This window comes from Legionella stuttgartensis, from assembly GCF_977063405.2.
Genome location: NZ_CDRUHA020000022.1, coordinates 280,781 through 305,029 on the forward strand (window position 1 = coordinate 280,781; position 24,249 = coordinate 305,029).

Below are 24,249 nucleotides of genomic sequence, written 5' to 3' on the forward strand. Positions count from 1 at the left end.
ACAACAAAATGAGAATCATTATCATTTGCAATATAAACGATAATGATTCTCATTTGCAATAGTTGATCGATTTTTTTGTGGTTAAATAAAGAAGATGTTGTAAGGAGCTAGAAATTTAAAATAAGCTGTAGTGCAAATGTATTAACCTTTGCAGATGTTCCCAAAATCATTTTATTTAAACCTGACGCTTGGTCTTTAGAACTGTATTCATAATCTTTAAAATACTGAAATTGCGCAGTTAGATAAGATTTAGGATATGCCGAAAGCCCTACTCCGATTCGTTGTTTAGGTATTCTTAAGGCTAAAGCCTCATAGGAATAATCATAAAATCCAATCAGTTTCATCGGCATTTTTTTTATCGTCACGTCATACCCGCTTTGAATACTAAAGGCTTGAGGCTTGGCCCCTTTTGTATTGTAACTAAGTTCTGTGCTTTGAAATCGATTAAGTGCTGTAACATAGGTCAAATAGCCCCCCATTTTTTTATAGTTCAAATTTATATATGCAGCAAAACCGGGAACTTTGCTGGGCATAGCCCTACCCAAAAAACCACCAAAACCCTTGTTGTATTGTAAAAGCTGGCTTTCGGCTAAAGAAAAAAGATAACTGCCACCGACATCATAATTTCTGTTATGTGTACCTACATTTAAATTGTAATAAGGAAGATTGGATGAGCGGATAGGTGAATAAGGAGAAAATAAAGAGACATTGATGTAATATTCTGCGTCGTATCCCATTACTGCTGCTAATTCATTGGTTTGACCTAAAGCTTTAGTGAGGGGTTTATAAATTAGATCATTTTTGTAGTTGCCAAAAGTAATCCATTTTTTTCCTCCCTCAAGATACCAATGTGAATTGGGATTTTTAAATTCGTTATACAGTTGATCAATATACAATTGAGGATTAATAGGAGTGGGCAAGGTATTATAAATTAATAATCCTTTCACTTTACTCCAATCGTTCATCTGCAATTCAGAACCTAGTTTAACATTTGATAATTGCTGGTTAAGTAAATATCTTCCCCCCTGAACTGCCGAGTTGGTCGCATTAAAGTATACATGGCCCTCATAAGTAAATCGTTTAGGATGCCATTCAAATAGTGCGGATTTTGCAAAAATGTTAAATGACACCAGCAAAAAAGCCGCAAAAGTTGCAATTATTTTAATCATAATGAATAAGAATATTGAAAATCAGCCTACATCCTAATTGATAATGATAATCATTATCAATTAGGATGAGCAAAAATAGATCTGCTTTTCTCAAACAGTTAAAGGAAACATTTATCTATAAGTATTGATTTTTCTTTACTGAGATTTAGATTTTAAAGGAAGCTACTGTAGCAAAACTTAAATTTGACGCTTTAGAAATTGATAAAGAACGAGCATCCAAAGTCGCTTTAAATAGTTTCTATAAGAAAGTCGGTCCAAAAAACAGCTTCGAAGTAAAAGTTGACAATCTAAGTTATGATTATGGTAATGGCTCTTCACCAACCACTGTTCTCAAAGGCTCTATAGGCCTAGATCTCACCAAGTTCTTAACCCAAGAAGAGAGCAATCAACTAATTCCTAGTGCCATGGAATTTTTACGAGAACTTGTAAAAAGCTATACTCAAGAATACGGTGATGCGATTTTTATCAAGGGTGTTGTTACTTCAACAACCAAAGATTCCGATGGAAATTACATCGGTTTAACTGCATTGATCTCAGCCAAAATTGACCTCGACAAACTTCCTGAAGATCTCTCTCGCGAATCAGTTATTATTAGTGATGCGAACGTCGTGGAAATGGACAATTCTTTTTTTGGGAATCTGATTGCAAAGAATAATCCTACACTAAATTATCATTCATTATCGACAGTAAAATAGGTACATTTGAGAATATTTTTTATAGCCTCAGATTTGATTTGATACACTATCGCTTATCAAACCCCTGAGGCGATATCCCACAGCGTTTGTTGCCCTCTTTGCTTAGCTTTTGAGTTCATTGACATACTCAATTAAGTCTAGAGGAAGTTCTTTATCTCGCTTTTTAAATAGCTCTTTGTTTTGGGCTACGAACAAAGCGCAATTATTTAAAAGCGATGGGATAGTCGTCTTATATCCTAGCGCCCTATAAACATTTGCATCAGCCTTCCTAAGTGAGGCATCTAATTTTCTATTCTCTTTAGCAATCAGAATAATGTTTTCAGGGTTTGGAAATCGATCTTTAATCACTTTGCGTTGCGCTTCATCCATTTTTTCGATGTCAAAAAAAGTTAAGCTAATCGATACAACACTCTTGGGAATAGCATTAATAATTTTTTCAAGATCAATACTCGATCTATTACTAAGTCCATTCCAACTCAAATTAAGATGAGTTATTCCCGACCCCTCCAGCTCAGCGAAAATGACCGCAAGTTCAGCTGCGGATTTCTCTTCTAGATTATTACTAGACAAATCAAGATGTGTTATCCCAGAATCTTTTAAAACACGTATCATTGCCGCAAGCTCAGTGGTTTTTTTGAATCCCAATTGATTCCCACAAAAATTAAGATGTGTTATCCCTGATTTCTTTAAGGCACCTAACATAGTAACTAGCTCAGCTCCAGTTATTTTGGATAGCTCATTCCAAGCCAAACTAAGATGAGTTATCCCTGAGTCCTGTAACGCATCGAGCATCGTTGCGAGTTCAAGCCCTGTTTTTTGCCAAAAATTATTCCAACTCAAATCAAGATGCTTAACTCCTGAACTTTTTAAAGCCCCTAAAATGAAAGCCAACTTAGCACCTGATTTTTGTGCTAGTAGGTTCTCGCGTAGCTTAAGATGTGTTACTCCTGAGTCTTTTAAACCACCTAACATGGAAGCTAACTCGCGACCAGATCTTTGTCCCAAGCGGTTCTCACCTAAATCAAGATGGGTTACTCCTGAATCTTTTAAAGCCTCCGGTATGATCGCTAGGTCAGAACCCGTTATTTGTCCAAGATAATTCCAACTTAAATCAAGATACTTGACCCCAGAGTTTTTAAAAGCTTTTAAAATAGTAGCCAGCTCAGCACAAGTTTTTTGAACCAAATTATTATTAGCCAAAACCAGATACCTTACCCCACTTCCCTTTAAGGCAGTAAACATAATAGCAAGCTCTGTATCTGTTTTTTGACCTAGATTATTTCTACTCAAATTAAGGTGGTGTACTTCAGCGTTTTTTAGAGCATCCAACATCGTTGCGAGCTCAATACCTGTTTTTTCTACGAGATGATTATCACTCAAATCAAGATGCGTCACTCCAGAATCCTGTAAAGCTCCTAAAATAATTGCTAATTCAGTTCCTGATTTTTTCCAAAGATCATTTCTCCCCAACCTAAGCTTTCTCAGCCCTAATTTTTGTAAAGCACCCAACATAGTAACAAGATCAGCCGTTGATTTTTGGCAAAGCTCATTTCCATACAAATCAAGCTCTGTGACCCCTGCGTCTATTAAAGCACTTAACATTGCGGCCAGCTCAGTACCTGTTTTTTCCCAAAGAAAATTATTCCCTAGCTGAAAATTCTTCACGCGAGCGTTTTTTAAAACCTCAAATAAGGGTAACAACTCTATGTCTGATTTTTTTCCAATATCACATCCGGACATATCAAATCTCATGCCCCCTGATTGTTTCAAAGCTATAATTTCCGCAGTTAGTTCATCTATCGATCTAGCAGCCATTTATCTATATTCCTGTAAAAATAAGCGCAGTTTTGTCAATTCACGAAGAGGCAATCTGTTCTTTTTGAGCAATCATGGGTAAATATTATACACAATAATAATATAGAGCACATTATTTTTGACTAATATGATTCATTATTGGTCTAGACACCTTAGTGTCTTCAAAAAAAGAGATGGTGAGAGCAACCCACAAGCTCAGTAGATGAACAAATACCTCATATTCATCACTTATGAAAAATATGCACTTGTGGGTTGCGGATTTACAGAATACTAATTCTGAAATTGTGCTAATAACTGCACGGTTTTTTCTTTAGATATCTGTCCTACAGAACTTAAGTTAGCAAGTTGTTGCCCCTCCTTATCATAAAAGAGCATCGTAGGAATACCATAAATATGGTACGCCTGACGAATTTTAGCCACTTCATCTGTCTTTTCGCTGATATCCACGCGGAGATTTACTGAATCTTGCATGGCCTCAATAACATCAGCTTGATTAAATACATGTTTATCCATGGCCTGACAGTCACTACACCACCCGGCAAAAAATTCGATAAAAACACGTTTATGATTTGCCTTTGCTTCAGCTAATTTGGCATTCACTTCTTCAAGATTATGCACCCTAATGAATGGGGCTTGTGTCACTGACTCAATAATTGGAGTAGGTACAAATGCTTGATAAGCCAAAGCCCCCGCTCCCATCATAGATAACAAAGCCAAACCTTGCAGTAAGCGTCCCCCCAAATGAGGTTCCTGGCGAAAAGCACCAAAAACCCATGCACTTATAAGCAAGACAACAACCCACGAGAGATCAATCCAAAACTGAGGCGCAACACGACTTAATAACCAGACGGCCATGGCAAACATCATGAGGGCAAATACTTGTTTGATTCGAACCATCCAAGGGCCAGAGCTGGGTAAAAAACGACCATATCCTGCCCCCACAATTAATAAAGGCAGCCCCATTCCTAATGCCAAAACAAAGAGTAATAAACCACCTTCAGCAACGCGGTTGCTCTGAGCAATATAAGTTAGAATACCAATCAAAGGTGCTGTAACACAGGGCGAAACGACCAGGGTAGACAAAGATCCCATCAAAGTTGCCGACAAAATACCATGCTGGTATTTTTGCTTAGGTGTAAGTCGTGCAAAAACAGGCAATTGTAATTCAAAAACACCCAACAACCATAATGCCATAACTATAAATAAAATACTGAAACTAGCAATAATCAGCGGCTGCTGCATTAGTGTTTGTACCGTCGACCCAAACCATGCTGCTAACATTCCTGCTATGGCGTAAGTAACTGCCATCCCCAAAACATATCCTAAAGATAATTTAAAGGCATGACGTCCGGTATTTGCTCCTTGCCCCGTAATGATACTAGATAGAATCGGTACCATGGGTAAAACACAAGGTGTAAATGCCAATAGAACACCAAGGCAAAAGAATGCAGTCAGATAAAAAATTGGACTGTGACTTTGGATAAACTGCATTGCATCGGCAGGATTCGCACTGCTAATCCCTGATGCAAAAACAGAAAAAGAAATAAATGCCATCAACAATGACAAAATTAGTTTTTTCATTTTGATTCCTTAATAAATTTTTTGAGTTTAAAAATAAAATAAGAAATCAAATGGGAGGACGATAAATCGTATCCAATGGAGAATTATATTTTGACAAAATAAGTAAAAAACCTAATAAACCAATGAGGTTTCGTACTATCCATGATGAGTTTACAAATGCATCTTGAAGCCAATAAGAAGCTGAATAACAACTACTGTTCATTACTTGCTGCACAGAACAAGGAGTCATTACGACAGAAAGAGCCACAGGCGAATTAACGCTTTGTTTTGGACAAGTCGGAAGCTTGAGTGGTGCAAGAAAAATGGCACTCATAAGTATTAAGAGGATCAGAGAACGAGATTTGTTCATTTAACCACCTTAACATAAAGATTATGAAAAAATCAATGAACATCTATTAAGGTGCTGTGCTCATAAATAGTGACGAAGTTGGAATCATTCCCATATTACTGAGCAAATATGGGAACTTTTATTAGATCATTTTGGGTTATTTAATTAGGTAGAACAAACCGCTTGCAATTCATCAGAGCCTAAATTGATGAGATTGATTTGAGTACCCGATTCTGCGCTTACAGATACACTGCTGTTATTCTTAACCCGAATTAGGGTTCCTTGACCCGTAGACAGTTTTTTCCCATTGATCACGCCACTATTTTTTATTACGTTAATTTTAATTTTACCGTTATTTTGATGCGTACATTGAACAACACATGTAGCATTGAGCGTCCAAAGGGTATTATTTGCGAGTAGTTTTGTTTCATTTGGATTGAGTTTAATTGTCTTTTGAGCGTTTGATTGAGAACAGAATAGTCCAAAGATGATAAAAAGAGATAAAGTCAAAATTTTATTCACGTTGTATCCTTAAGTACGTTAACAGAAATAATCTGATCAATTATTAAATAAACAGATCATATTTTATGCTAACAACATTAAGGTTTTATTAAGGCTAATCGTTCGCAATGCAAGAAAGGGCTCCAAAACTTAAAGCTATTAGAAGATCCTCTGCCTGGTAATCATCAAAATAATACGCTCAATCCTTGTAAGCACTGCTTTTAATCAAGTACAAATTTGCACATCAACAAAGCATAATATATAATCATATTGAAGTATTTTTAGTCAAGCTGTACAACTATGTATAAGGAGATTTAAATGAAGATCAAAGCAGCAGGATTAATACTCGCCACTACCATGCTTGCAGTCGGACCAATCCATGCGGCATGTTACAAGTATCAACCAGGATGGCATATGGTTTCAAAAAAATGTGCTATCAAACCTGCTGATAATTGGCAAGAATATAAAAGTGGTGTTTATACTCAACCAATAACTGGAAAAAGTCTACTATAAGTAGATAGATTCAGTTTCAAATGACTTTCTAAATCAATGGGACCAAAAATAGATCCCATTGATTTAATCAAAATAAAATGTAACCTTTTAACAAAAGTAAGAGTTCTAATTCTTCGAATAACTTCTTCATTTAGGAGTTAAATCATCCGCCTAAACGCTTAGCCCTAGAGAGTCCTATAGCGCTCATAGAAATTTCTTCTCCTTTATAAGGAGTCTCTGATAAAGATATGGTTTTAATACTCCCTTGAAAGGAACTATATAAAGATTCAGCTGGTCTGTAAGCCACAGCAAAATAGATATCTTCTGCAGCCTTTTTCCTATCTTCTTCAGATGTTAAATCATAGACCCTAGGTAACTCAACTTTAGCAGTTGTATTCGATACGGGAGAGCAATTAGGATCAAAAAAATAAAGTTTTGAGTTTTTAATTCCTGCAGCAGTGGCGTGTTGATAAGAACCAATAGACAAGCCTAATTTATTCTCAGAATTCTTCCCTAACTTTTCTAGCAAAATCATCAGAGCTTCTAGCGAAAAATGTGGACTTTCCCACTGGTATTCCGATTTATATTTCCCTGGTTCCGAAAAATCTTCCCAACTATCTTGCGGCTTAAAGAAGCTAGGCGATCCTATTAATACATCTCGATGCTTGTCTTTCGTACTCTTAAGACCTGCCCACTCATCCAATTGTTTTTCATGCATTTCTTTTTCATCAGAAAAGACACGGCCTTGTTGGAAACTCCTAATTACAGAAATTGCATATTCAAATTGTTTCGTTAAGGCGGCATCTAGGGAATCCCTCTCCCTGTTCCAATCCACAACCGGCCCTAAAAGTTTATAATACTCATCTTCATTATCATTTAACCAAAGCAGTAACCAGGTAGCGGCAAATCCATTACAATGGCCATTTTCTAGGCGTTTAATGATGCGTTCACACTCCTTGACATCATATCCAGTTTCATTGTCACGTTTTTTAAATTCCAAGTATTGCCTAAATTGACTTAAAATATATAACTGAGACCAAAAGCCATAAGTAATTTCTGCTCGCTTTTTGAAATCGTTTTTTTCAGGAGGTAAATTCGCGAGTAAATCAAATGGAGTATGCCCATCCTTATTTGTTATATGCCAACTTGGATTAAAACTGTCAAAATAATCATTTCTAGCAACTTTTATAAATACTGGAGATGCACCAAGTATAAAATGATGCATCAGTGTATTTCCATTATCATCAACTAAAGTAGACAGCTCTATTCTTTGAGCACTCGCATATTTTATAAGGTTAGTGAATTCCTCTACATCATTCTTTTTAAAGGCATCTAATACTTTTTGGAATAATTGTTTATCTTCATCTATTAAAGTTTTTTCATGCATAATATTTCCTGTCAATATAGACCCAATAAGTACTATTATAGTACAGGCATGTTATGCATTGATGCTTTGCGCCAACAGTGGTCATGCGCCAGTATCAAAAAACTATTATAAAACAAAAAAATAAACACAAATTAGGACTTAATTTATTCTTAATTTTAAACGATTATAATCGCATGTGTTCCCCATTAATTTAAGTCTCTAATCATGTCAGATGGAAAAAATATATTTGACTTTTTGCGTAATACAAATGGTATTAATCAAGAAATTGCTATTGATTTTATCGCTCAGATTATGTACACAGAATTACCTGAATTCGCTCAGCAACTAATATCTTTTCTACAAGATGCTGATGAAAAGGCAATAATGCAGTTAAACATTTTAGAAACGGTGTTACGGGCATTTTTTAGTCAATTACTACATAAATTTAAAGTTACGGATAAGTGTGACCTTTTACGGGACTTGAAAAATATTGGATTTAATCTCATTCAAAAAGATCTACAAGATCAACAAACCAGCATTGAATTTAGAAGAAGATTGGAGGGTATCCTAGTATATCAAACAAAAAAAATAGAGGTGGAAATACAACAAGTTAAAAAAGAATTCACACAAATTGAAGATGAGATAAAAAACATAGCTCCTATAACTTATCATGTGGTCTTTGCCACACCCAACAAAAATGAAATATATCTTCAAGCATTTCCTTCTTTAGCAAAAGCTAAGGATTTTATTTTTAAGCAACAAGATATGCATAATAGAAGCTCGACAAATTACACCGCTCAAAAATGCGATTATTTCGTTGTAGAAATACAGGCTGGGGAAGGAAGTAATGAATTTAATAAGGCTAAGAAAGCAATAACCGATTTAAATACTATTCCTTATTCACGAAACCCTCGTGCTCCTATCTGGTCAAATCGTAATATTAATAGCATTTCCTGGGTTGCCAAAAGAAAAGAGATTAAAGAACCAGATGGATTAATACCCTCACATGGAAACCACGAAATTCCAGCAGCACTGCGCTACCCTTTAGAACCGGTCAATAAAGAAAGACTGTATAATCCTAATGGCACAGATAGTGTAGCACGTGCAATTAAGCAATTAGATAGCATGATAGAACGCCTGCAAAAAACAAATTGGGTATGGAAAATAATAGATGCATTGGTAGAAGCAGTAACTAAGCGACCAAGTCTCACAAATAAGAAAATTCAAGCATTAACAATAGTTAGAAATGACGTGCTAAAACAAAAGAATGCAATTGAAAGCGAGGTCATTTCGCTCAGAGAAGTATTAAATAAAGAATTGGAAAAGAAGGTAAACCCAACAACAACTATAAAAAACATATTGCATGCACATCGCTTTTGGACCACGAGCGAAAATACTAATACCGATGATGCCTTTGATGAGTTGCTAAATGCAACACGTCCAAAACCAACATAATTATCGAAAAATTGCGCTGGTAAGTTGCACTCAGCATTAAGTACTTTGTTGTGGCTGAAAATACTAACAAATATCGCCTGTATTTAACTCCACTAAATACAGGCATTGCATATATTATGCTCGTTGAGCTTGATCCACGTTTACTGCAATATCAGCAGCGTCGTCACTTACGAGTTGAGTATCTTTACATAACTTAACGTATTCTTTATGAGTAATTAATGCATAGAAAAGAGCTGACATTAATGTGATGTAATAAATATTTTGATAAAAATAAATTAACCACAGATATGTCAGAAAAGGCGTTGATAATACTAATAATGTTGTTACTTTCATTCGTCGTGCAATTTGTATTGATCCATAAATTATCATTAAAATTGAAATGGACAAATTCATCTTTAAAAAGTCACTAGCGGGTAAAGTACTCATCATTACCCCAAGGATACAAAAGATTACTAACCCAAATAGCCTGGTATTCGGTTTAATCGCCCCCATACTAATCGGAGCGGCCATATATCCAATTAAATGATATCCAGTCACAATCACCATTAATGAGGCCCAACTATCGGAATTCCAGAGAAATATTGCAGTTAGAGTAAAATTAATGAGCAAAGAGCGACGACACAAATTATATTCAGGATGTAATTTACCAATTGTCTTCTTTGGCATTTGACCTTCTTTAGCCATAGCGTAGAACATCCGGGAAGCGCCACCTAGATAAGAGTATCCTGTACCTGATGGACTCACGATACTGTCAGCAATCAAGATCATCGCTAAAAAATTCACGCCAAGTAACATTGCCAAATTAATCAGAGGCGAATGGAAATTAAGGCTACTCCACCCACTTGCTAACATGTCGTGGGGTACAGCGCCCATAAAGGATAATTGCAATAACATATAAACAAACATCACAATTACAATTGAAAGAACAATTGATAGAGGGATATTTCGTTTGGGATTCTCTATTTCACTGGCAAAAGCCACTGCCAATTGAAACCCATTGTAGGAATAGATTAAACCAGCTGAAATGATTGCAGTAATTGCTGATCCAACCCCATATTGAGTGTTTGTAGCTAAGCTAAAATTGCTGGTGTCAAAACGCATAATTAAGAAAATGACAATCGTAAAAATCGGACTAAGGATTTTTATTACGGTGACTGTATTATTAATTTTGGCTAATAACTTAATACCAAAATAATTAATAAATAAATAAATGACTAAGATACTTAATGCAAATAATTTACCATAAAACGTAAGGACGTTATCTGTGATTAGAACATCACTTTTAATTGCAGCAGCTAAATATTGTGTCGTTGCTTGAGCTTCGGTACCAATCGTTACCATTAATCCAAACCAGTTAGCAAAGGCAAATGGCATACCAAAAATACCATTATGTGATAATGCACTAGAGCGAGCAGTTGCCCCACGAACAGGGTAGATAGATGCAACTTGTGCGAGGCATAATCCCACAGCCATAACCAACAAGGCTGCCAGAACCCATGCAAGGAAGGCGTAATTTCCGGCAATTTTAGCATTTAATTGCGCACTAAAGAGCCATCCTGAACCAACCATAGCGGTAGCAGACAATGCTGTTGCGCTAAATAATGAAATTTTGGCATGCTTACAACTTGAACCCATAATAAATTTACCTTAGAAAGATACACATTTTAGAATAAGTGAAAACAAAATATCAATTTTGCATATTTTTCAGTCAGCGTCAAGAGGTCCACTATAAAATGTGCTTAAAAAGATATGGAGAAAACCCTGTTTCAAAAAATAGAAATAAGCTACCCCCCCTATTAAGCAAATAACCTATTGTTTTTATTAAATTTATTTAAACAACATAAGAAATGGTTATTTATTGTTCTCTTAACTGCAAATTCGAAAAAAAAGAGACAAATCAGTACATCCCATTTAAACTCAAATGTCTTTAATCGCTATGAAATAAGAACAGTCATCCAAAGTTATTAAATTATAAATAAACCCATGTTGAGTTCTTTTCTTGGTTGGAATTGGTTCTGCATTCCAAGAATGACTTGGGTACATTAAAACATATACTACAGAGCATTGTTTTAAAGAGGTTGTTGCTATGAATTGGTTCTAATAATGGTCCATACCTAACAAAAAAGTTTGAGGGGCTAGATAGGGTGTAAAAAACTTTAGGGGGTTGCCTAATTATGAACCAATATGCCAGTACCAGTATATGAAAAAATTCCATCACGTACACTTATTTACAAAAAAGAAGATAAAAATGGAGCAACCTTATTTGTAGATATGCATATCACTGAATTAGGTGAACCCATGGTTATAGTTTTAACTCTATTTACTTTCGAACTGAAACAATTATGGACCCATATTTTGCGTAGAACTCGGGCTTGCTTCAGAATTTTCTTTACGATTTTTCTTCAAAATAACTGTAGGTCTACTACCATTGTGCAACCATGATAAAATAGGCCTATGAACGCTTTGATTATTTTGATTATTTTGATTATTTTGATTATTTGATTGTGCATTCCTTTGTCTGATTCTCGATAAAGCGCTGGGTTTTACAGTAGCTAATTTAGAATAATCCACACACTCTGAGAGAATTAACTTGCGCTGTTGTTCGAGTGGCAAAGCGGTTAAAACACTCACTTGCTCTAACTCAGATATTAAAAAGTTACCTTTATATCGATGGCTAACCTGTAATAGTGCGGGAAACTCGCTAAAGCCTATTTTCTCAACATTCTGTTTTGCATCAAAAGGATTGAAGCCCTCGGTAATTTGGGGATCTATAATCGAATTTTCATGTAAGTAAGGTTTTTTGTGATAATTGACCCAACGGCAGTGAGCATGGCTTGACTGAAAATAACCATTTGTTTTTGTAAAAATGGTGTTTCCAAGTTTTTGGGCCGCTGCAAGAACACATCCATTCCCATAAGTTCCTCCTAATAATAAAGTCTTAGATCCAACTCTTTGACATTCCTGATTAAAAGAACGCATTTTAGTGCCAGAAGCTATTTGCTCTTCGATTTTTTTCTGAATTAAATTATCGTTTCCCAAATAGTGACTAATCTTTAAAAATAAGGATTTTACATTGTCAGCATTATAGTGAATAAAGGCCGGGAAAGAGTGTTCTTTACACATTTTAAGACGCTCTTCAATATTATGCAGAATATAATTTATGTAGTTTCTATCTGCTATATCCTCAAAAACATCCTGAAAGGATTCAATATATAAACTATCCCATTTTGGTAAATGAGTGGCTGAGCGATAAAAATAACGATCGTTTAGCCAACATTCTTTATAAATTCTAAGAGTACTGAACAAACTATCTAACTTGGCAACATCATTATGAGATTCACTGCGGAATTGTAAATCTACGCCATAAGGAGGTAACATTGAAGTAAGAATTTTTAACCCTTTTTTGGAATTTCTTAAAAAACAAAAAGGAAGAATTTGATGCTCAATATTTTTGTCCTCATGACTCCCTGCAACCAAGAGTTTATTTTGATTCTTAATCACATCATTCATTAACGATACAAAGTAAGCAACTTGAGGAGTATTTATAACGGAAAACTCAGTTTCTTTTTTTAAAAATTCAAGAAAAGCTCCCTCGTCATGGAAGTACTGTATGTGAGAAGCCAATTGATTCAGTGCTAGCAACGCATTTTGAAACTCGTTTATAGACGCAAAGTAAGCCAGTTCCTCTAAAATAATATTTACCCCTTCATCTAAAGGTATTTCAGGCCTATTGGTTTCTTCTAGTACCTTGACTAGTTCAATCATATAATCTCTTGTGGGATTTTTTTCAGGGCTTATCTCATATCCTCTGCTTCTACTCGCCTCTTTTTTATCTTGCATAAATAACAACCTATAAACTCATTGAACAAATAGGCTACATTATATACCCTAAAGGAAAAATTATGTACGAAAAGCGGATAATTTGTTTTGGTAAAAACAAATACGGTACCGCTGAATGGGTCATCAAGAATCTTTTTTCGGCATAAGGGCTTCTAAAATTAACGGAGCAACAGCAAGTAACAACCGATGTTGTGTGGGGTAATCTGCAGCATCGTTACCCCAGAAAGTCCAACATGAGCTTTGATCCCCCACTCATCGGTACTGCATTGATTTTCAGTATACCGCCACACATCGGAGCGCATCATTATTCGATAGAAACTCTGAATCAAGCCTTTCCTTTTACGCCAACAAACTGCAGACTATATTCTGGACAGGTAATAATTTCTTCCTGATTTGGAATAGTACCTTGACCTGCTCCCATAACTCATCAGGGATTTGCCCCCGCTTTGTTCGTGTGGTTCGCCAGTGTCTAAAGGCTTGTTTGCCAGCCTCTAGTTTATTGGTGCCATTTATCATTAAGTAGCCTTCTAAATTCTTCGAAGCTATAGGCGAAACAACCATTCTGTCCTTAGTCACGCATGCTTACCGAAAGTTAACATTAAAACCTGTTCTACAATTAGAAGACAACAAAATATTTGAAAATTGACAAGATTAATTAATTTATCTCTATAAAAAAGTAGGGAATTAATTGAATATTTAATTAGGACGAAAGATGAAAACAACACGGTTAGAGGCATTTAGCGATGGAGTGCTCGCAATCATTATTACCATTATGGTGTTAGAAATTAAAATTCCCCATGGTGATAACTTCGTTAGTCTGATCCCTCTGGGTCCAATTGTTTTAAGCTACTCAGTTTTATTTATATTGGTATTTATTGGAATAACCATCATCATCTATTCACTGCCGCCAAGAGTATCTCAGGTAAAGTGCTTTGGGCCAATCTGAATCTTTTATTCTGGATTTCACTGTTTCCGTTTGCAACCGGATGGATGGGCGAAAATCACTTTACTGCGACGCCTACTTCAGTTTATGGAATAGTACTTTTAATGGCAGCTATTTCCTATTCCATACTCGTACATGTCCTTATCTCACATGAAGGCACAGAATCTCTAGTAGCAAGAGCTATTGGAAATGACTTTAAAGGAAATATCTCCATAGCCTTATATGCCTTTGCAATTCCTCTTGCTTATGTCTCTACATGGATTTCCCAAATACTGTATGTGATTGTTGCAATAATTTGGTTCATTCCCGACAAGCGCATTGAAAATAAAATAGAGTGACCATTTGTACCTAGGTTAGAAACATTTTACTGAAAATCATAAGTATTAGAATGACTCTGGAATCTCGACATTTAATGCAGAGAGCTCCTCCTCATTAAAAACCATCTCATCATTAGTTCCAAGATTGTAAAAAAGATTAGATAAGTATTCTAAAATAAAAAAACACTTCAACAATGATATATAGATGAATAAACATTAAAAAATAAATATTTATTTATCATAATGTTAAGATAAAATCAGCACATTTAGAAAGTTGAGCGATTCGGGCCAAATAGAGATATCATCATTAAACTCTTACTGAATTTTATTATCAAGCCAAGATTGGTACGAAAGAAGCATAAAGTGACGTATGTAACACTAAGACTAGGAAATGATCCATATTTTTCTCATCTTGATCATCATGCAAACAAATTGAATTTTTGCTTTTTCTTGATGTATTGCAGCCTAAGTACAGTCCAATTAAGAATTTGTTAAGATTGTTTCGGTATAATTTAAACCCTTTTAGAGTGAATAATAATCAGGTGAAGAATGTTCCAGAAACATGACCCAATGAAAGGCTTTACACTTAAATATACCGGCACACGATTTAAATATGATGATACATCTGTTCATGGAATGGAAGCATTAAGAAAGAATTTTTCCGAAATGGGGGCTTTAGCAATTCGATTGCAGTTAAGTTTAGCTCAGTTTGCTGCTTTAGTTGAGCCCGTTTGTGAAGAACACTATAAAGAAAACTCGACTGAGCATACTGCCGAAGGGAAAAATCAACTTGATTTATTTGGTCTTGGAAAAGAAATATCAACAGTGTCCCAAGAAACGAAATTCTTAGAGCAATCGAGTCATTACATTGTTGGGAAAGGAAAAATACTAAATGAGCGTAGTCAACCACTTAAGTATCCTAATACTGAAGGTTTTCGTGGTGGCGAATCAATTTGGGATACCATTCATTTTTCAGTCTGGCAAACAGGAATCAATTTAAGTAGCCATCTATCAAAACAAGGATTTCTTTATCTTTGTCATCCCCAAGGTGTGGATGCCCAACAATATCAACTCATTACACAAGAAATAGATAAAGGCGAGTTTGAACTTATCACAGAACAGGGTAAAAAAATTGTTAAAACTCGATCTGGTAGAGTAATCGAAACATCTCCAATTCCATCGAATACTAAAATCAATCTAGATTCTGAACATGCTCACACCTATCAAGACAATGGTTTTGTAATTACTGTAAATGGTCAGGAAGCGCCAATGGGATGGATCATTAAAGAGGATAATAAAAAGCTTGTTCAGCCTGAATATGCTGAAGATATAATTCGTGTTATACGAATCTCAAAAAGTGGTTTTCGACGTTTACCAGAAGACCAAGGAAAATTATTAATGCTTGGTCTAATGAAAGGAAATGAGCATATCCTACATACCCAAAATCGTTCATTTAATGCAATGGATATTCTTCTTGAAATTCTGGAGACAGAATATGGTTTTGATCCTGAAAAGCTAATGGACGCCGCTGTCACAAAACGTGTGTTTGAACAAATGCAAAAAGATGCAAAAGAAAAAGATATTGTAGAGGATCTGTTAACTATAAATCTTGCATTTGAAATGATTCAACCGTTAAAAACAACCTTAGCACAAAGTGTAAGACATCCTTTATTAAAACAATTAACGAATTCCTATCCAGCAAATCAAAATACACTCAAAGCGGTTATCTATGCTTTTGATTTAGAGAAAAGAAATGGTAGCCCTGCGCTTCATTTAAATCAGGAACAGCCGCTTTCAATAGATGAAGGATTAATCGATGTGCGAATTAATGGAGAGCTGGCGAATCCTGAATTAACGAATCCAAAAAATGCAGCTGCATTATTATCTATTGCGATTCTTGTTACAGAGCAAATGATCATCGAACAACTTTTGCGTGATGCAGTCCGTTATGGAGAGGAACATCCTAATGTGCATGCACTCAAAGTGATGTTGAATGATGATAAGTTATTTTTAAAGCTTAGGGAACAAGCTTCTCACCTACCCTGTAATGAATCTGGACCAATCTTAGGGTTACAATTTTCTTACTGCGAGGAAATTATTGCTCAACTTAGAGAGAAACTTGGTACGAAGCATCTGATTAAGATCATTCACCAATTAGAAAACGGTGAGTCTATGGATTCAAATCCTGATGCCATAATTGCTCTTAAGGAATTATTCAATGTTGGTGAACTATTACAGCAACTTGAACAAACTTCTGGGAGCAAAGCACACTCTAGAGGAATTAATGGAGGATTAAGTGTAGTGATCCAAACTCTAGCTCCTTCACTATATAACGAACTTTCCAGCAGAATTCATTTTGATTTACCGGATTATTCTTTAATGCCTACAGAATCTAAGAAAGACGAAACATCGTTCGATGTATGTCCTTTCCTTAGCGGGAAGTTAAAAGACCAATCATCTAAAAATCATCATCAACCAAAAGAAGTGGAACAACAGGATTTCAAAAAAGAGCAAACTGTTGAGTCATGGTGTGGATTCTTTACCAAAGTGGTAGTTACAACAGGTGTCGCCGCTGCTGCAGGTATTTATCTTGGCAGTCAGATACTCTAACGAATCACCTCGATAGAATATATATTTTTGTTATTCAAAGCCCAAAAAGTTACAGGGCTTTGAATAAATCCAATATAAAGCAGCCCATTAAATTCAGAATGGTACATTTCCCACTTTCTTAAATTCAAATCTATAATAAAAGAAATTATCTAACATGGAAGGCTCTTATGAAATTTATTTATGGACTGCTTATAATCTCTTCCTTAATTTATCAAAATGCCTATGCGGAAAAAGCCCTCTCTCCTCCTGCCGGCCAATCATCTCAATGCGAAGATGCTTATGAACATTCTGGACAAATTAAAACCATTGGTAATGTTTTTAGCAGCTTATCGAACAATTGTTATTCCGCTGGTGGAATGAAGTTAATGCATAAAATATTATTAGCGGAAAATTCAAATGAGCCAACGGGCGTTTTATTTACATGTTCAGGAAGTGATTTAAATTTTGTTGTTTTTACTTGCCTCTTTTCAACAAATTAATTTATATCTGAAATAGAGGCTTGAAAACTCATAATCGACAGTAAACAATGTAACCTTCTTTAAGATACATTATCTCTGGGGGGTTACGCTTCTTATTTGATTAACAATTATTTTTAAAGAGCAAAATGGAACATATGCAGCATCATTGAATTCCTTAAAGTTTACAAGACTTTGACAGACTATGAACAGATTTATCCACAGAAAATGTGAATAACTCTAAAGGACACAATGCATTTAAAAAAGAAAAAAGATAGCAAGAGCAAAGGCTATATTAAGTTGCTCGAATTTAATTTAATAAGAGATTGAATAAATATCCACAAGAATGGAGGTATGAAAAAACAAATTAGCCATGGTTATCTTAGCAAATAAAAAGTTAAAAAACAGTCTTGACTCGAATTATTTTTTTTATTTAACCTCCAATTGATAAGTTTTTCTTCAAAAAATAAAGTATCCTCGACTTCAAGTTATTATTAAGATAAAATAATACGCAAGTTTTTATTATTTTGGCCGCTTCGACTCGAATTTAAACCATGCCTTCCTTAACGACAATCAGTATTTATATTTATTTTATATTTTTTTTGGTAAGTGCCCTTATTGAATCGATTTCATTTAATGCACTGGATCCATCGGCACAATACATTGTAGCTACTCGAAAAAAACTTCCTTTTATGACTGATTTAAACAGTATTATTAAGGTGTTTTTCTTTTCATTCACCATTATCTATATCACTCCTTGGCAAATGCAATATAAAACCTATTTATACAGTAATGCCCAGGAACTCATTTTTATCTATCATGTTTTCATGATTTTTTTTATTGTCGCATTTGTCCCCATCATCAAATACCTACAAAGCGATATAAGAAATGAACGTTTACCCAAATGGTATCTTAAAAATATATTAATTGGTGATTACATTCATCTCTGGGGTATTTTATTGGCATGTTATGCCTCAATTCCTAATTTTTAATTAGCGATTTAGACATATCTAAGAGGCATTCACCCCACCACGTAATCTTGAGGAGTTTAGGGCTAAGAAACTCCAGATTTTTACTCATAACCATCCTCTGGAGCCCCCTCACTGCGTTCGGAATGAGGGGACGTCGTTCACGGGATGATGTATCCCCTCCGCTACACGACACCCAGACTACAACTAGACTCCGCTATTCGATATAGAAGAAGATGGAGTGTTCATTTTCTCGTTGACAATCCGAGTATCCGGAAAAAAATTAAGACCATGAACGCTGCTTTCCACATAAAGTGATGGAGACTCACGTAATTCCAATTGCTTCCGAGGTCTAATTTTTAGCAACCCCATTCCACCATTCCTTTGTAGAGGTGTCTCATAAGTAAAGTGTAACTCCAGATGCTCTTCTGCCGTAAGTTCAAATTTATAGGTTGCAAGCATGCGGAATAACGCCATTATTTCCGTCATTACTATTCGAAGACCAGGGCAACAACGAGCCCCAGTTTTAAATGGTAATAATTGTCATAAAACGCGTTTGTAGTTGTTTTTTTGGAGCAGGATTTGTTCTTAAAAGGGTGATATCTTTTATTAATGAAAGATAGCTGATTGCTGAAGGATAGGTGATTTTTGCAGCATTAGCATTTTGATATAGCTGATACATTTTCAGAACAAAACCAACGCCAATAATAAATAAAACATAAAAAAGCCTATCGCTCCTCATTTAGAGTTAAATTTGTATTTTATTTGATAAATTTATGAGCTTTTCTGTTACATAAGATCTCCTGGATAACACCAAACCATGCATCCAGGAGGTATTGGACAAAAAATGAATTTTTAATTCATATATTAAATTACAAGGGGAACTATTTTATAAGGAACCAATTCACAATATTTTTTCCAATCATGGCCATATTTAGAAGAACATCGCTTATCATCACGAAATGCTCTATCAAATAAAAGAACAGTTAAAAAGCAAAGATAAAAGTACGGTGCAAAATTGTCAAATAAAGCAGGTACAGACCAAAAAAATGTACCAGCAAGCTCTGGAATATAATGGAAATGTCGCGCTATACCCCACCACCCTGAAGCAAGTAATATGGTTTGTTTTTTATCCCCTTCTGTAGTCTCATAACTGGCCAACACCGTTACAGGCTTTTTACCCCAAATTTTACATTCACCTTGTGTAGCCCGCGCAATAAGTCTTTGTTTGTCAGCAAGATAATTAATAATAATACTCGCTAAACCCAAACCCAAAATGAGGGTTGCCCATACAAAAGATAAGTTAATTGGATGAAGCACAAGATACATACTTGGAGAAGTATAAACGCAAGGTACCCATACCATACAACCCCAGCAAATATAAAAACCTGCACGATCATGCATGATATCTAAAGAGCGTAAATAGCCTTTTTCCCACATATAAAATTTGCTCAGATAGACGAATTGTAATAATACAGAAATTAACATTGAGTTGGATAATCCCCCTAGCTCTGCTTGCTTAGCGCAATAAGAAATAAGAAATAGCCCCCAACTCATCATACCAAAACGGCATGTAATAAATTTTTTAATACTCCATCCCAGGACTTGAGGATAAAGTTCTGTTCCCCAATAGTAATCAAACAAAATATTATTAGTTATACCTGAATCTGTAGATGAAGGAAAAAATCGTCCTTTAATATACAAAAAAACACAGAGGATAAGACTAAACAAATTTAATGCGCCAAAAAGAGCCCCGAGATTGTCATAAAGAATAGAGGCTGAGAATAAATTAAAGCCAAACGATGCGATGCAAAAGGTTGCCATGGTGACGATAAATGCTAAAACACCATTATCTTTGTAAACAGGGATATTCCCTTTGGGAGTAATAGGTCCTTCAAATTTTTTTCCTGGCAAAATACGCATTAAAGCCAGTTCAAACACAGTAAAAATTAAAATAATTTTCCAGGCAATGGACGAACCCCAAAAATAAGGTGTCCATACAGTGTATACAGTGTGATAAAAACCATTTTGAATCATTAAATCCCACAAAGCAGACAAGGACCCTTGAAGCTGAGTATTGGTGTACCACATCAACATGACAAAAACAGGGCATGAAAGAATGAGAAATAAGGGGCCTAAAGTATTCCTAATATTGAAATTCATAATGCTTCCTTACATATTTAAAAAGACTAAAGAGGATTATGATACAGGAATTTTTAGTATTTAGTATCTCTTTATATAGTGGCCAAAGTGAAAATTGTAACGATTAAATGCTATTAAAAATTTATCTAATAAAAATAAAAGCTTACCTATTTGCGATGAGCATTTTATTCGTATGTTATGCATCAGTTCCTAATAGGTAACCTTTCCTGCTTCTACAACAAGAAAGGTGTTTACATTAACAATTTCTTTAACCGCCTATTCTAAGCTTGTTGGAATAATTTTCTTCGCATTCTTGCGCTTTACTCCTTATAAAACATATCGCATAATTTATGTCTTTGATCGCAGCAACCTCTTCCGGCATAAGCAGTCCCTCTTTTAATGCATTAAAACCATCAGTTATAAGATAAAGAAGATGATTTGGACTTGGCATCTTAGCTACTTGTTCGAGTGTGATTAACCCTTCTCTTAATGCAACAAGGCCGTTTTTAGATAAAAGATTAGAGAAATAATTACTGTCTGATGGTATCTTTGCTGCTTGTTCGGGTGTGATTAATCCTTCTCTCAATGCAATAATGCCTTTTTTAGATAAAAGGCTAGAAAGACAACCTCCATCTGGTATCTTTGCCGCTTGTGCAGGCGTAATTAATTTCTCCCTCAATGCATCCAAACCTAATTTATTCGATATTAGGCACAAATGAGTTGATGTCGGCATAGCATTCACTTGCTCAAGTGTAATTAATTTTTCTCTAAGAGCAATGAGTCCATTTTGAGTTAGCAATGTTAAAAAATACTGTCCATCTCGCATAGTTGCTGCTTGTTCAGGAGTAATTAATTTCTCCCTCAATGCATCCAAGCCTAATTTCTCCCATATCAGGCACAAATGAGTTGATGTCGGCATTTTAGCTGCTTGTAACGGCGTGATTAAATTTTCTCTGAGTGCGGTAAAACAATTTTCATTGAAGAATAAAGTATAAAAATAATCATTATTTTTCATAAGAGCAGCATCTTCAGGTATGATCAATCCCTCCTTAAGTGCTGCAATATGGTCCCTAGACAAAATTGTCTTAAAATATTCTTTTGGCAATGCTTTAAATCGATCATGTGCTTTAAGTTTATTATTGCGTTCACGTACATCTGATAAATTTAATATCGCAATAATTTCCTCTACTTCAGATAAATTATATTGATATCGGTTACTTAAAATTAATTTCCGATATGCTTTAGGCAACTTTTCCATTCGCGTAACAAAGTCATTAAAATCTTTTACACCAAAAGTTTTCCATACGCTGTTATCTTTTATAATCGTATTCATATCTTTCGATACGGATAAAAAAGCACAAGCCGCTCTTAAAGGAAGTTTTCTAAAAATAGAAAGTATCATTTCACTAGGTAACTGTTGTATTGATGTTGAAAAAAACATATATTTACTCCCGACTGTATATTATTTATGCAGATCGTAACACGTCATGGGCAATATATGATCATTTTGATGGGTTTTAAGTATTTCTACGTACTGTTTTGTTTTATCTAAATCCATCGAAGAGATACAAAAAGACAATAGAGTTTTCCGCATGGAATGTGTGTAAGTACAAGACTTACGCCCAAAAATGAAAATTAAAACGATTAAACAGTATTCAACGTTTTTTTAGTAAAAATAGAGTCTTAGCTATTTGCTTTAGATGCTACTTTGATATTTACTTTAATATATACACCTTCATAGAAGTGATATCATGCCTCAATATCATATTGCACGAATGACACGAGAAGAAGTTACCATTGCTATAGAGTGGGCACGAAAAGAAGGATGGAATCCAGGCTTAAATGATGCAGAATGTTTTTATCAAACTGATCCACAAGGGTTCTTTGCGGGTAAATTAAATGGTCAAATTATTGCTGTTGGTTCCGCTGTAGTTTATGACGAGCATTTTGCTTTTTGTGGACTTTATATCGTTGATAAAAAATACAGATCTCAGGGTTATGGAATTGAGTTAACAAATGCCCGTCTTAGATATGTTGATGATCGCAATGCAGGTATTGATGGGGTGCTTAATATGGTCAATACCTATGCGCAAATAGGTTATCAGTTTGCGCACAGCAATGCTCGCTATGCTTTAGAGCATACCCGTTTAACCCCTAAACGTGATCCTAATTTGGTAGATCTAAACACGGTACCCTTTGAACAGTTGATTCAATATGACAATCACTATTTTCCCGCACCAAGACCCAAATTTCTTTCAGAATGGATTAAACAAAATACTGCTTTAGCACTCGGTTTTGTTCAGGAAAAGCAATTAAAAGGTTATGGAGTAATCAGAAAATGTTTTGAGGGATATAAAATAGGCCCTCTATTCGCAAACACACCTGCTATTGCTGAGAAACTGTTTGAACAATTAGTCGAATATGCTCAAGGAGAAATTGTCTTTTTAGATATTCCCGAGAATAATCCTTTTGCCGTTAATTTGGTTAATAAATATAAGATGTCCAAAGTGTTTGCGACTGCAAGAATGTATTTGAAAGGAACACCTAAACTGTCTATCGAAGGTATTTATGGTATTACTACGTTCGAACTAGGATAAACATGCGTGATTTATTAGGTTATGGCCCTGAAGAAAAAAATATTTCTTGGCCCAATAAAGCAAAAGTTGCCATCAACTTTGTAATAAATTATGAAGAAGGAGCCGAATTAAGTCCTGTCAATGGCGATGCACAGGCGGAAATTAGTGGTGCAGACTTCCCTTTTATGCCCAAAGTCAAAGGAGAACGAAATCTGAGTATGGAATCGTTTTATGAATATGGAAGTCGTGTAGGGATATGGCGCCTACTGCGTTTATTTGATTATTATAAAATGCCACTTACTTTTTTTGTTACCGGACAAGCATTGATACTTAATCCTTTATTTGCCGACTATCTGGCAAGACAAGATCATGAAGTGGCAGGTCATGGATGGCGTTGGATAAACTACACCAATGTTCCCAGAAGAATTGAAAAAAAACATATTCTTTTATGTGTTGAAACTCTAGAAAAACTAACAGGGCACAAACCTAAAGGATGGTACACTGGTCGGCGAAGTGAAAACACTCGAGAATTATTACTTGAACTCGGAGGGTTTCTCTATGACTCAGACAGCTATGCCGATGAATTACCTTATTATATTGAAAAGCATTTAGTAATTCCCTACTCCCTTGATTGCAATGATTTTCGATTTACCATAACACCTGGTTTTTCAGAGGCTAACGAGTTTTATGCGCGATTAATGAATACATTTCATTATCTTTATCAAGAAAAACGCCTAGCAATTATGACTGTGGGCTTACATCCACGTCTGAGTGGTAAGCCAGATCGATGCCTTATGCTAAAACAGTTTTTAGATCATGTAACTCAATATCAAGATGTTTGGATAGCAAGACGAATTGATATCGCTCAGTTTTGGTTGAAAACCTCACCCTGTAAATCCTAATTCAAATTCTTCTTAAGGTATATGTACAATAGCTGAGGACACTTCATCTCGATCGGAGGTATTGTCACTTTTTTGTGTCATCTTTCGGATAATT

The 24,249-nt window shown here is 35.2% G+C and carries 21 protein-coding genes and 1 pseudogene; 10 read left to right on the forward strand and 12 right to left on the reverse strand.

From position 1 onward, the window contains the following. Positions 1 to 107 precede the first annotated feature (107 nt). The gene (locus ACWTEW_RS06890) at positions 108 to 1,169 is read right to left on the reverse strand and encodes an LbtU family siderophore porin (protein ID WP_454780971.1); all 1,062 of its coding nucleotides are present in this window, start codon (positions 1,167 to 1,169) and stop codon (positions 108 to 110) included. A 404-nt stretch (positions 1,170 to 1,573) separates the two neighbouring features. On the opposite strand from ACWTEW_RS06890, the gene ACWTEW_RS06895 reads away from it, so the two are divergent. Continuing rightward, positions 1,574 to 1,864, forward strand: a complete 291-nt coding sequence (locus ACWTEW_RS06895) for a hypothetical protein (protein ID WP_454780972.1) — start codon at positions 1,574 to 1,576, stop codon at positions 1,862 to 1,864. A 102-nt stretch (positions 1,865 to 1,966) separates the two neighbouring features. Here ACWTEW_RS06895 and ACWTEW_RS06900 read toward each other — a convergent pair whose 3' ends face one another. The 4 genes from ACWTEW_RS06900 to ACWTEW_RS06915 all read right to left on the reverse strand — a co-directional run bounded on the left by ACWTEW_RS06900 (position 1,967) and on the right by ACWTEW_RS06915 (position 6,110). Then, complete coding sequence (locus ACWTEW_RS06900) at positions 1,967 to 3,679, reverse strand: leucine-rich repeat domain-containing protein (protein WP_454780973.1); 1,713 nt, start codon at positions 3,677 to 3,679, stop codon at positions 1,967 to 1,969. Between the two features lie 270 nt (positions 3,680 to 3,949). Beyond that, positions 3,950 to 5,260: a protein-disulfide reductase DsbD family protein gene (locus tag ACWTEW_RS06905; protein ID WP_454780974.1), complete on the reverse strand. Its 1,311-nt coding sequence runs from the start codon at positions 5,258 to 5,260 to the stop codon at positions 3,950 to 3,952. 46 nt (positions 5,261 to 5,306) lie between these two features. Continuing rightward, a complete protein-coding gene (locus ACWTEW_RS06910) occupies positions 5,307 to 5,609 on the reverse strand; it encodes a hypothetical protein (protein WP_454780975.1) in 303 nt (100 codons plus the stop codon). Between the two features lie 144 nt (positions 5,610 to 5,753). Next, complete coding sequence (locus ACWTEW_RS06915) at positions 5,754 to 6,110, reverse strand: hypothetical protein (RefSeq protein WP_454780976.1); 357 nt, start codon at positions 6,108 to 6,110, stop codon at positions 5,754 to 5,756. Positions 6,111 to 6,407: 297 nt separating this feature from the next. Here ACWTEW_RS06915 and ACWTEW_RS06920 point away from each other — a divergent pair, with 297 nt between their 5' ends. Next, positions 6,408 to 6,602 carry a hypothetical protein gene (locus tag ACWTEW_RS06920; RefSeq protein ID WP_454780977.1) on the forward strand — a complete coding sequence of 65 codons (195 nt, stop codon included), beginning with the start codon at positions 6,408 to 6,410 and terminating at the stop codon, positions 6,600 to 6,602. A 142-nt stretch (positions 6,603 to 6,744) separates the two neighbouring features. On the opposite strand, the gene ACWTEW_RS06925 is transcribed toward ACWTEW_RS06920, so the two are convergent. After that, entirely contained in the window at positions 6,745 to 7,968 is a 1,224-nt protein-coding gene (locus tag ACWTEW_RS06925; RefSeq protein ID WP_454780978.1) for a hypothetical protein, read from the reverse strand. A 204-nt stretch (positions 7,969 to 8,172) separates the two neighbouring features. Between ACWTEW_RS06925 and ACWTEW_RS06930 the strand changes: the two genes are divergently transcribed. Continuing rightward, complete coding sequence (locus tag ACWTEW_RS06930; RefSeq protein ID WP_454780979.1) at positions 8,173 to 9,402, forward strand: hypothetical protein; 1,230 nt, start codon at positions 8,173 to 8,175, stop codon at positions 9,400 to 9,402. Between the two features lie 114 nt (positions 9,403 to 9,516). On the opposite strand, the gene ACWTEW_RS06935 is transcribed toward ACWTEW_RS06930, so the two are convergent. From ACWTEW_RS06935 to ACWTEW_RS06945, 3 genes are all read right to left on the reverse strand, one after another. Beyond that, a complete protein-coding gene (locus ACWTEW_RS06935; protein WP_454780980.1) occupies positions 9,517 to 11,037 on the reverse strand; it encodes an APC family permease in 1,521 nt (506 codons plus the stop codon). A 705-nt stretch (positions 11,038 to 11,742) separates the two neighbouring features. Beyond that, the gene (locus ACWTEW_RS06940; RefSeq protein ID WP_454780981.1) at positions 11,743 to 13,242 is read right to left on the reverse strand and encodes a hypothetical protein; all 1,500 of its coding nucleotides are present in this window, start codon (positions 13,240 to 13,242) and stop codon (positions 11,743 to 11,745) included. A 158-nt stretch (positions 13,243 to 13,400) separates the two neighbouring features. Then, positions 13,401 to 13,571, reverse strand: coding sequence for a hypothetical protein (locus ACWTEW_RS06945; protein ID WP_454780982.1), 171 nt, complete (start codon positions 13,569 to 13,571; stop codon positions 13,401 to 13,403). Between the two features lie 443 nt (positions 13,572 to 14,014). On the opposite strand from ACWTEW_RS06945, the pseudogene ACWTEW_RS06950 reads away from it, so the two are divergent. From ACWTEW_RS06950 to ACWTEW_RS06970, 5 genes and pseudogenes are all read left to right on the forward strand, one after another. Continuing rightward, a pseudogene (locus ACWTEW_RS06950) lies at positions 14,015 to 14,157 on the forward strand (TMEM175 family protein); the annotation flags it as partial. 12 nt (positions 14,158 to 14,169) lie between these two features. Further along, complete coding sequence (locus tag ACWTEW_RS06955; RefSeq protein WP_454781285.1) at positions 14,170 to 14,523, forward strand: TMEM175 family protein; 354 nt, start codon at positions 14,170 to 14,172, stop codon at positions 14,521 to 14,523. Positions 14,524 to 15,051: 528 nt separating this feature from the next. Then, positions 15,052 to 17,112, forward strand: coding sequence for a Dot/Icm T4SS effector Ceg17 (gene ceg17 / locus ACWTEW_RS06960; protein ID WP_454780983.1), 2,061 nt, complete (start codon positions 15,052 to 15,054; stop codon positions 17,110 to 17,112). Between the two features lie 167 nt (positions 17,113 to 17,279). Beyond that, entirely contained in the window at positions 17,280 to 17,591 is a 312-nt protein-coding gene (locus ACWTEW_RS06965; RefSeq protein ID WP_454780984.1) for a hypothetical protein, read from the forward strand. Between the two features lie 530 nt (positions 17,592 to 18,121). Then, positions 18,122 to 18,559: a hypothetical protein gene (locus ACWTEW_RS06970; RefSeq protein ID WP_454780985.1), complete on the forward strand. Its 438-nt coding sequence runs from the start codon at positions 18,122 to 18,124 to the stop codon at positions 18,557 to 18,559. A gap of 183 nt (positions 18,560 to 18,742) precedes the next feature. On the opposite strand, the gene ACWTEW_RS06975 is transcribed toward ACWTEW_RS06970, so the two are convergent. The 3 genes from ACWTEW_RS06975 to ACWTEW_RS06985 form a co-directional block, all read right to left on the reverse strand. Further along, positions 18,743 to 18,997, reverse strand: coding sequence for a hypothetical protein (locus ACWTEW_RS06975; RefSeq protein ID WP_454780986.1), 255 nt, complete (start codon positions 18,995 to 18,997; stop codon positions 18,743 to 18,745). Positions 18,998 to 19,402: 405 nt separating this feature from the next. After that, positions 19,403 to 20,698, reverse strand: a complete 1,296-nt coding sequence (locus ACWTEW_RS06980; RefSeq protein WP_454780988.1) for a phosphatidylethanolamine N-methyltransferase family domain-containing protein — start codon at positions 20,696 to 20,698, stop codon at positions 19,403 to 19,405. Positions 20,699 to 20,945: 247 nt separating this feature from the next. Continuing rightward, positions 20,946 to 22,118 carry an F-box protein gene (locus tag ACWTEW_RS06985; RefSeq protein ID WP_454780989.1) on the reverse strand — a complete coding sequence of 391 codons (1,173 nt, stop codon included), beginning with the start codon at positions 22,116 to 22,118 and terminating at the stop codon, positions 20,946 to 20,948. 310 nt (positions 22,119 to 22,428) lie between these two features. On the opposite strand from ACWTEW_RS06985, the gene ACWTEW_RS06990 reads away from it, so the two are divergent. Beyond that, the gene (locus ACWTEW_RS06990) at positions 22,429 to 23,274 is read left to right on the forward strand and encodes a GNAT family N-acetyltransferase (RefSeq protein ID WP_454780990.1); all 846 of its coding nucleotides are present in this window, start codon (positions 22,429 to 22,431) and stop codon (positions 23,272 to 23,274) included. Positions 23,275 to 23,276: 2 nt separating this feature from the next. Then, the gene (locus ACWTEW_RS06995) at positions 23,277 to 24,155 is read left to right on the forward strand and encodes a polysaccharide deacetylase family protein (RefSeq protein ID WP_454780991.1); all 879 of its coding nucleotides are present in this window, start codon (positions 23,277 to 23,279) and stop codon (positions 24,153 to 24,155) included. Positions 24,156 to 24,249: the final 94 nt, after the last annotated feature.

Bases quoted from the DNA above. Each gene is read 5' to 3' on its own strand.
- ACWTEW_RS06910 (WP_454780975.1), bottom strand. From the start codon at position 5,609: ATGAACAAATCTCGTTCTCTGATCCTCTTAATACTTATGAGTGCCATT.
- ACWTEW_RS06935 (WP_454780980.1), bottom strand. From the start codon at position 11,037: ATGGGTTCAAGTTGTAAGCATGCCAAAATTTCATTATTTAGCGCAACA.
- ACWTEW_RS06930 (WP_454780979.1), top strand. From the start codon at position 8,173: ATGTCAGATGGAAAAAATATATTTGACTTTTTGCGTAATACAAATGGT.
- ceg17 (WP_454780983.1), top strand. From the start codon at position 15,052: ATGTTCCAGAAACATGACCCAATGAAAGGCTTTACACTTAAATATACC.
- ACWTEW_RS06975 (WP_454780986.1), bottom strand. From the start codon at position 18,997: ATGCTTGCAACCTATAAATTTGAACTTACGGCAGAAGAGCATCTGGAG.
- ACWTEW_RS06925 (WP_454780978.1), bottom strand. From the start codon at position 7,968: ATGCATGAAAAAACTTTAATAGATGAAGATAAACAATTATTCCAAAAA.
- ACWTEW_RS06970 (WP_454780985.1), top strand. From the start codon at position 18,122: ATGCCTTCCTTAACGACAATCAGTATTTATATTTATTTTATATTTTTT.
- ACWTEW_RS06985 (WP_454780989.1), bottom strand. From the start codon at position 22,118: ATGTTTTTTTCAACATCAATACAACAGTTACCTAGTGAAATGATACTT.
- ACWTEW_RS06965 (WP_454780984.1), top strand. From the start codon at position 17,280: ATGAAATTTATTTATGGACTGCTTATAATCTCTTCCTTAATTTATCAA.
- ACWTEW_RS06920 (WP_454780977.1), top strand. From the start codon at position 6,408: ATGAAGATCAAAGCAGCAGGATTAATACTCGCCACTACCATGCTTGCA.
- ACWTEW_RS06980 (WP_454780988.1), bottom strand. From the start codon at position 20,698: ATGAATTTCAATATTAGGAATACTTTAGGCCCCTTATTTCTCATTCTT.
- ACWTEW_RS06905 (WP_454780974.1), bottom strand. From the start codon at position 5,260: ATGAAAAAACTAATTTTGTCATTGTTGATGGCATTTATTTCTTTTTCT.
- ACWTEW_RS06995 (WP_454780991.1), top strand. From the start codon at position 23,277: ATGCGTGATTTATTAGGTTATGGCCCTGAAGAAAAAAATATTTCTTGG.
- ACWTEW_RS06890 (WP_454780971.1), bottom strand. From the start codon at position 1,169: ATGATTAAAATAATTGCAACTTTTGCGGCTTTTTTGCTGGTGTCATTT.
- ACWTEW_RS06990 (WP_454780990.1), top strand. From the start codon at position 22,429: ATGCCTCAATATCATATTGCACGAATGACACGAGAAGAAGTTACCATT.
- ACWTEW_RS06900 (WP_454780973.1), bottom strand. From the start codon at position 3,679: ATGGCTGCTAGATCGATAGATGAACTAACTGCGGAAATTATAGCTTTG.
- ACWTEW_RS06940 (WP_454780981.1), bottom strand. From the start codon at position 13,242: ATGCAAGATAAAAAAGAGGCGAGTAGAAGCAGAGGATATGAGATAAGC.
- ACWTEW_RS06895 (WP_454780972.1), top strand. From the start codon at position 1,574: ATGGAATTTTTACGAGAACTTGTAAAAAGCTATACTCAAGAATACGGT.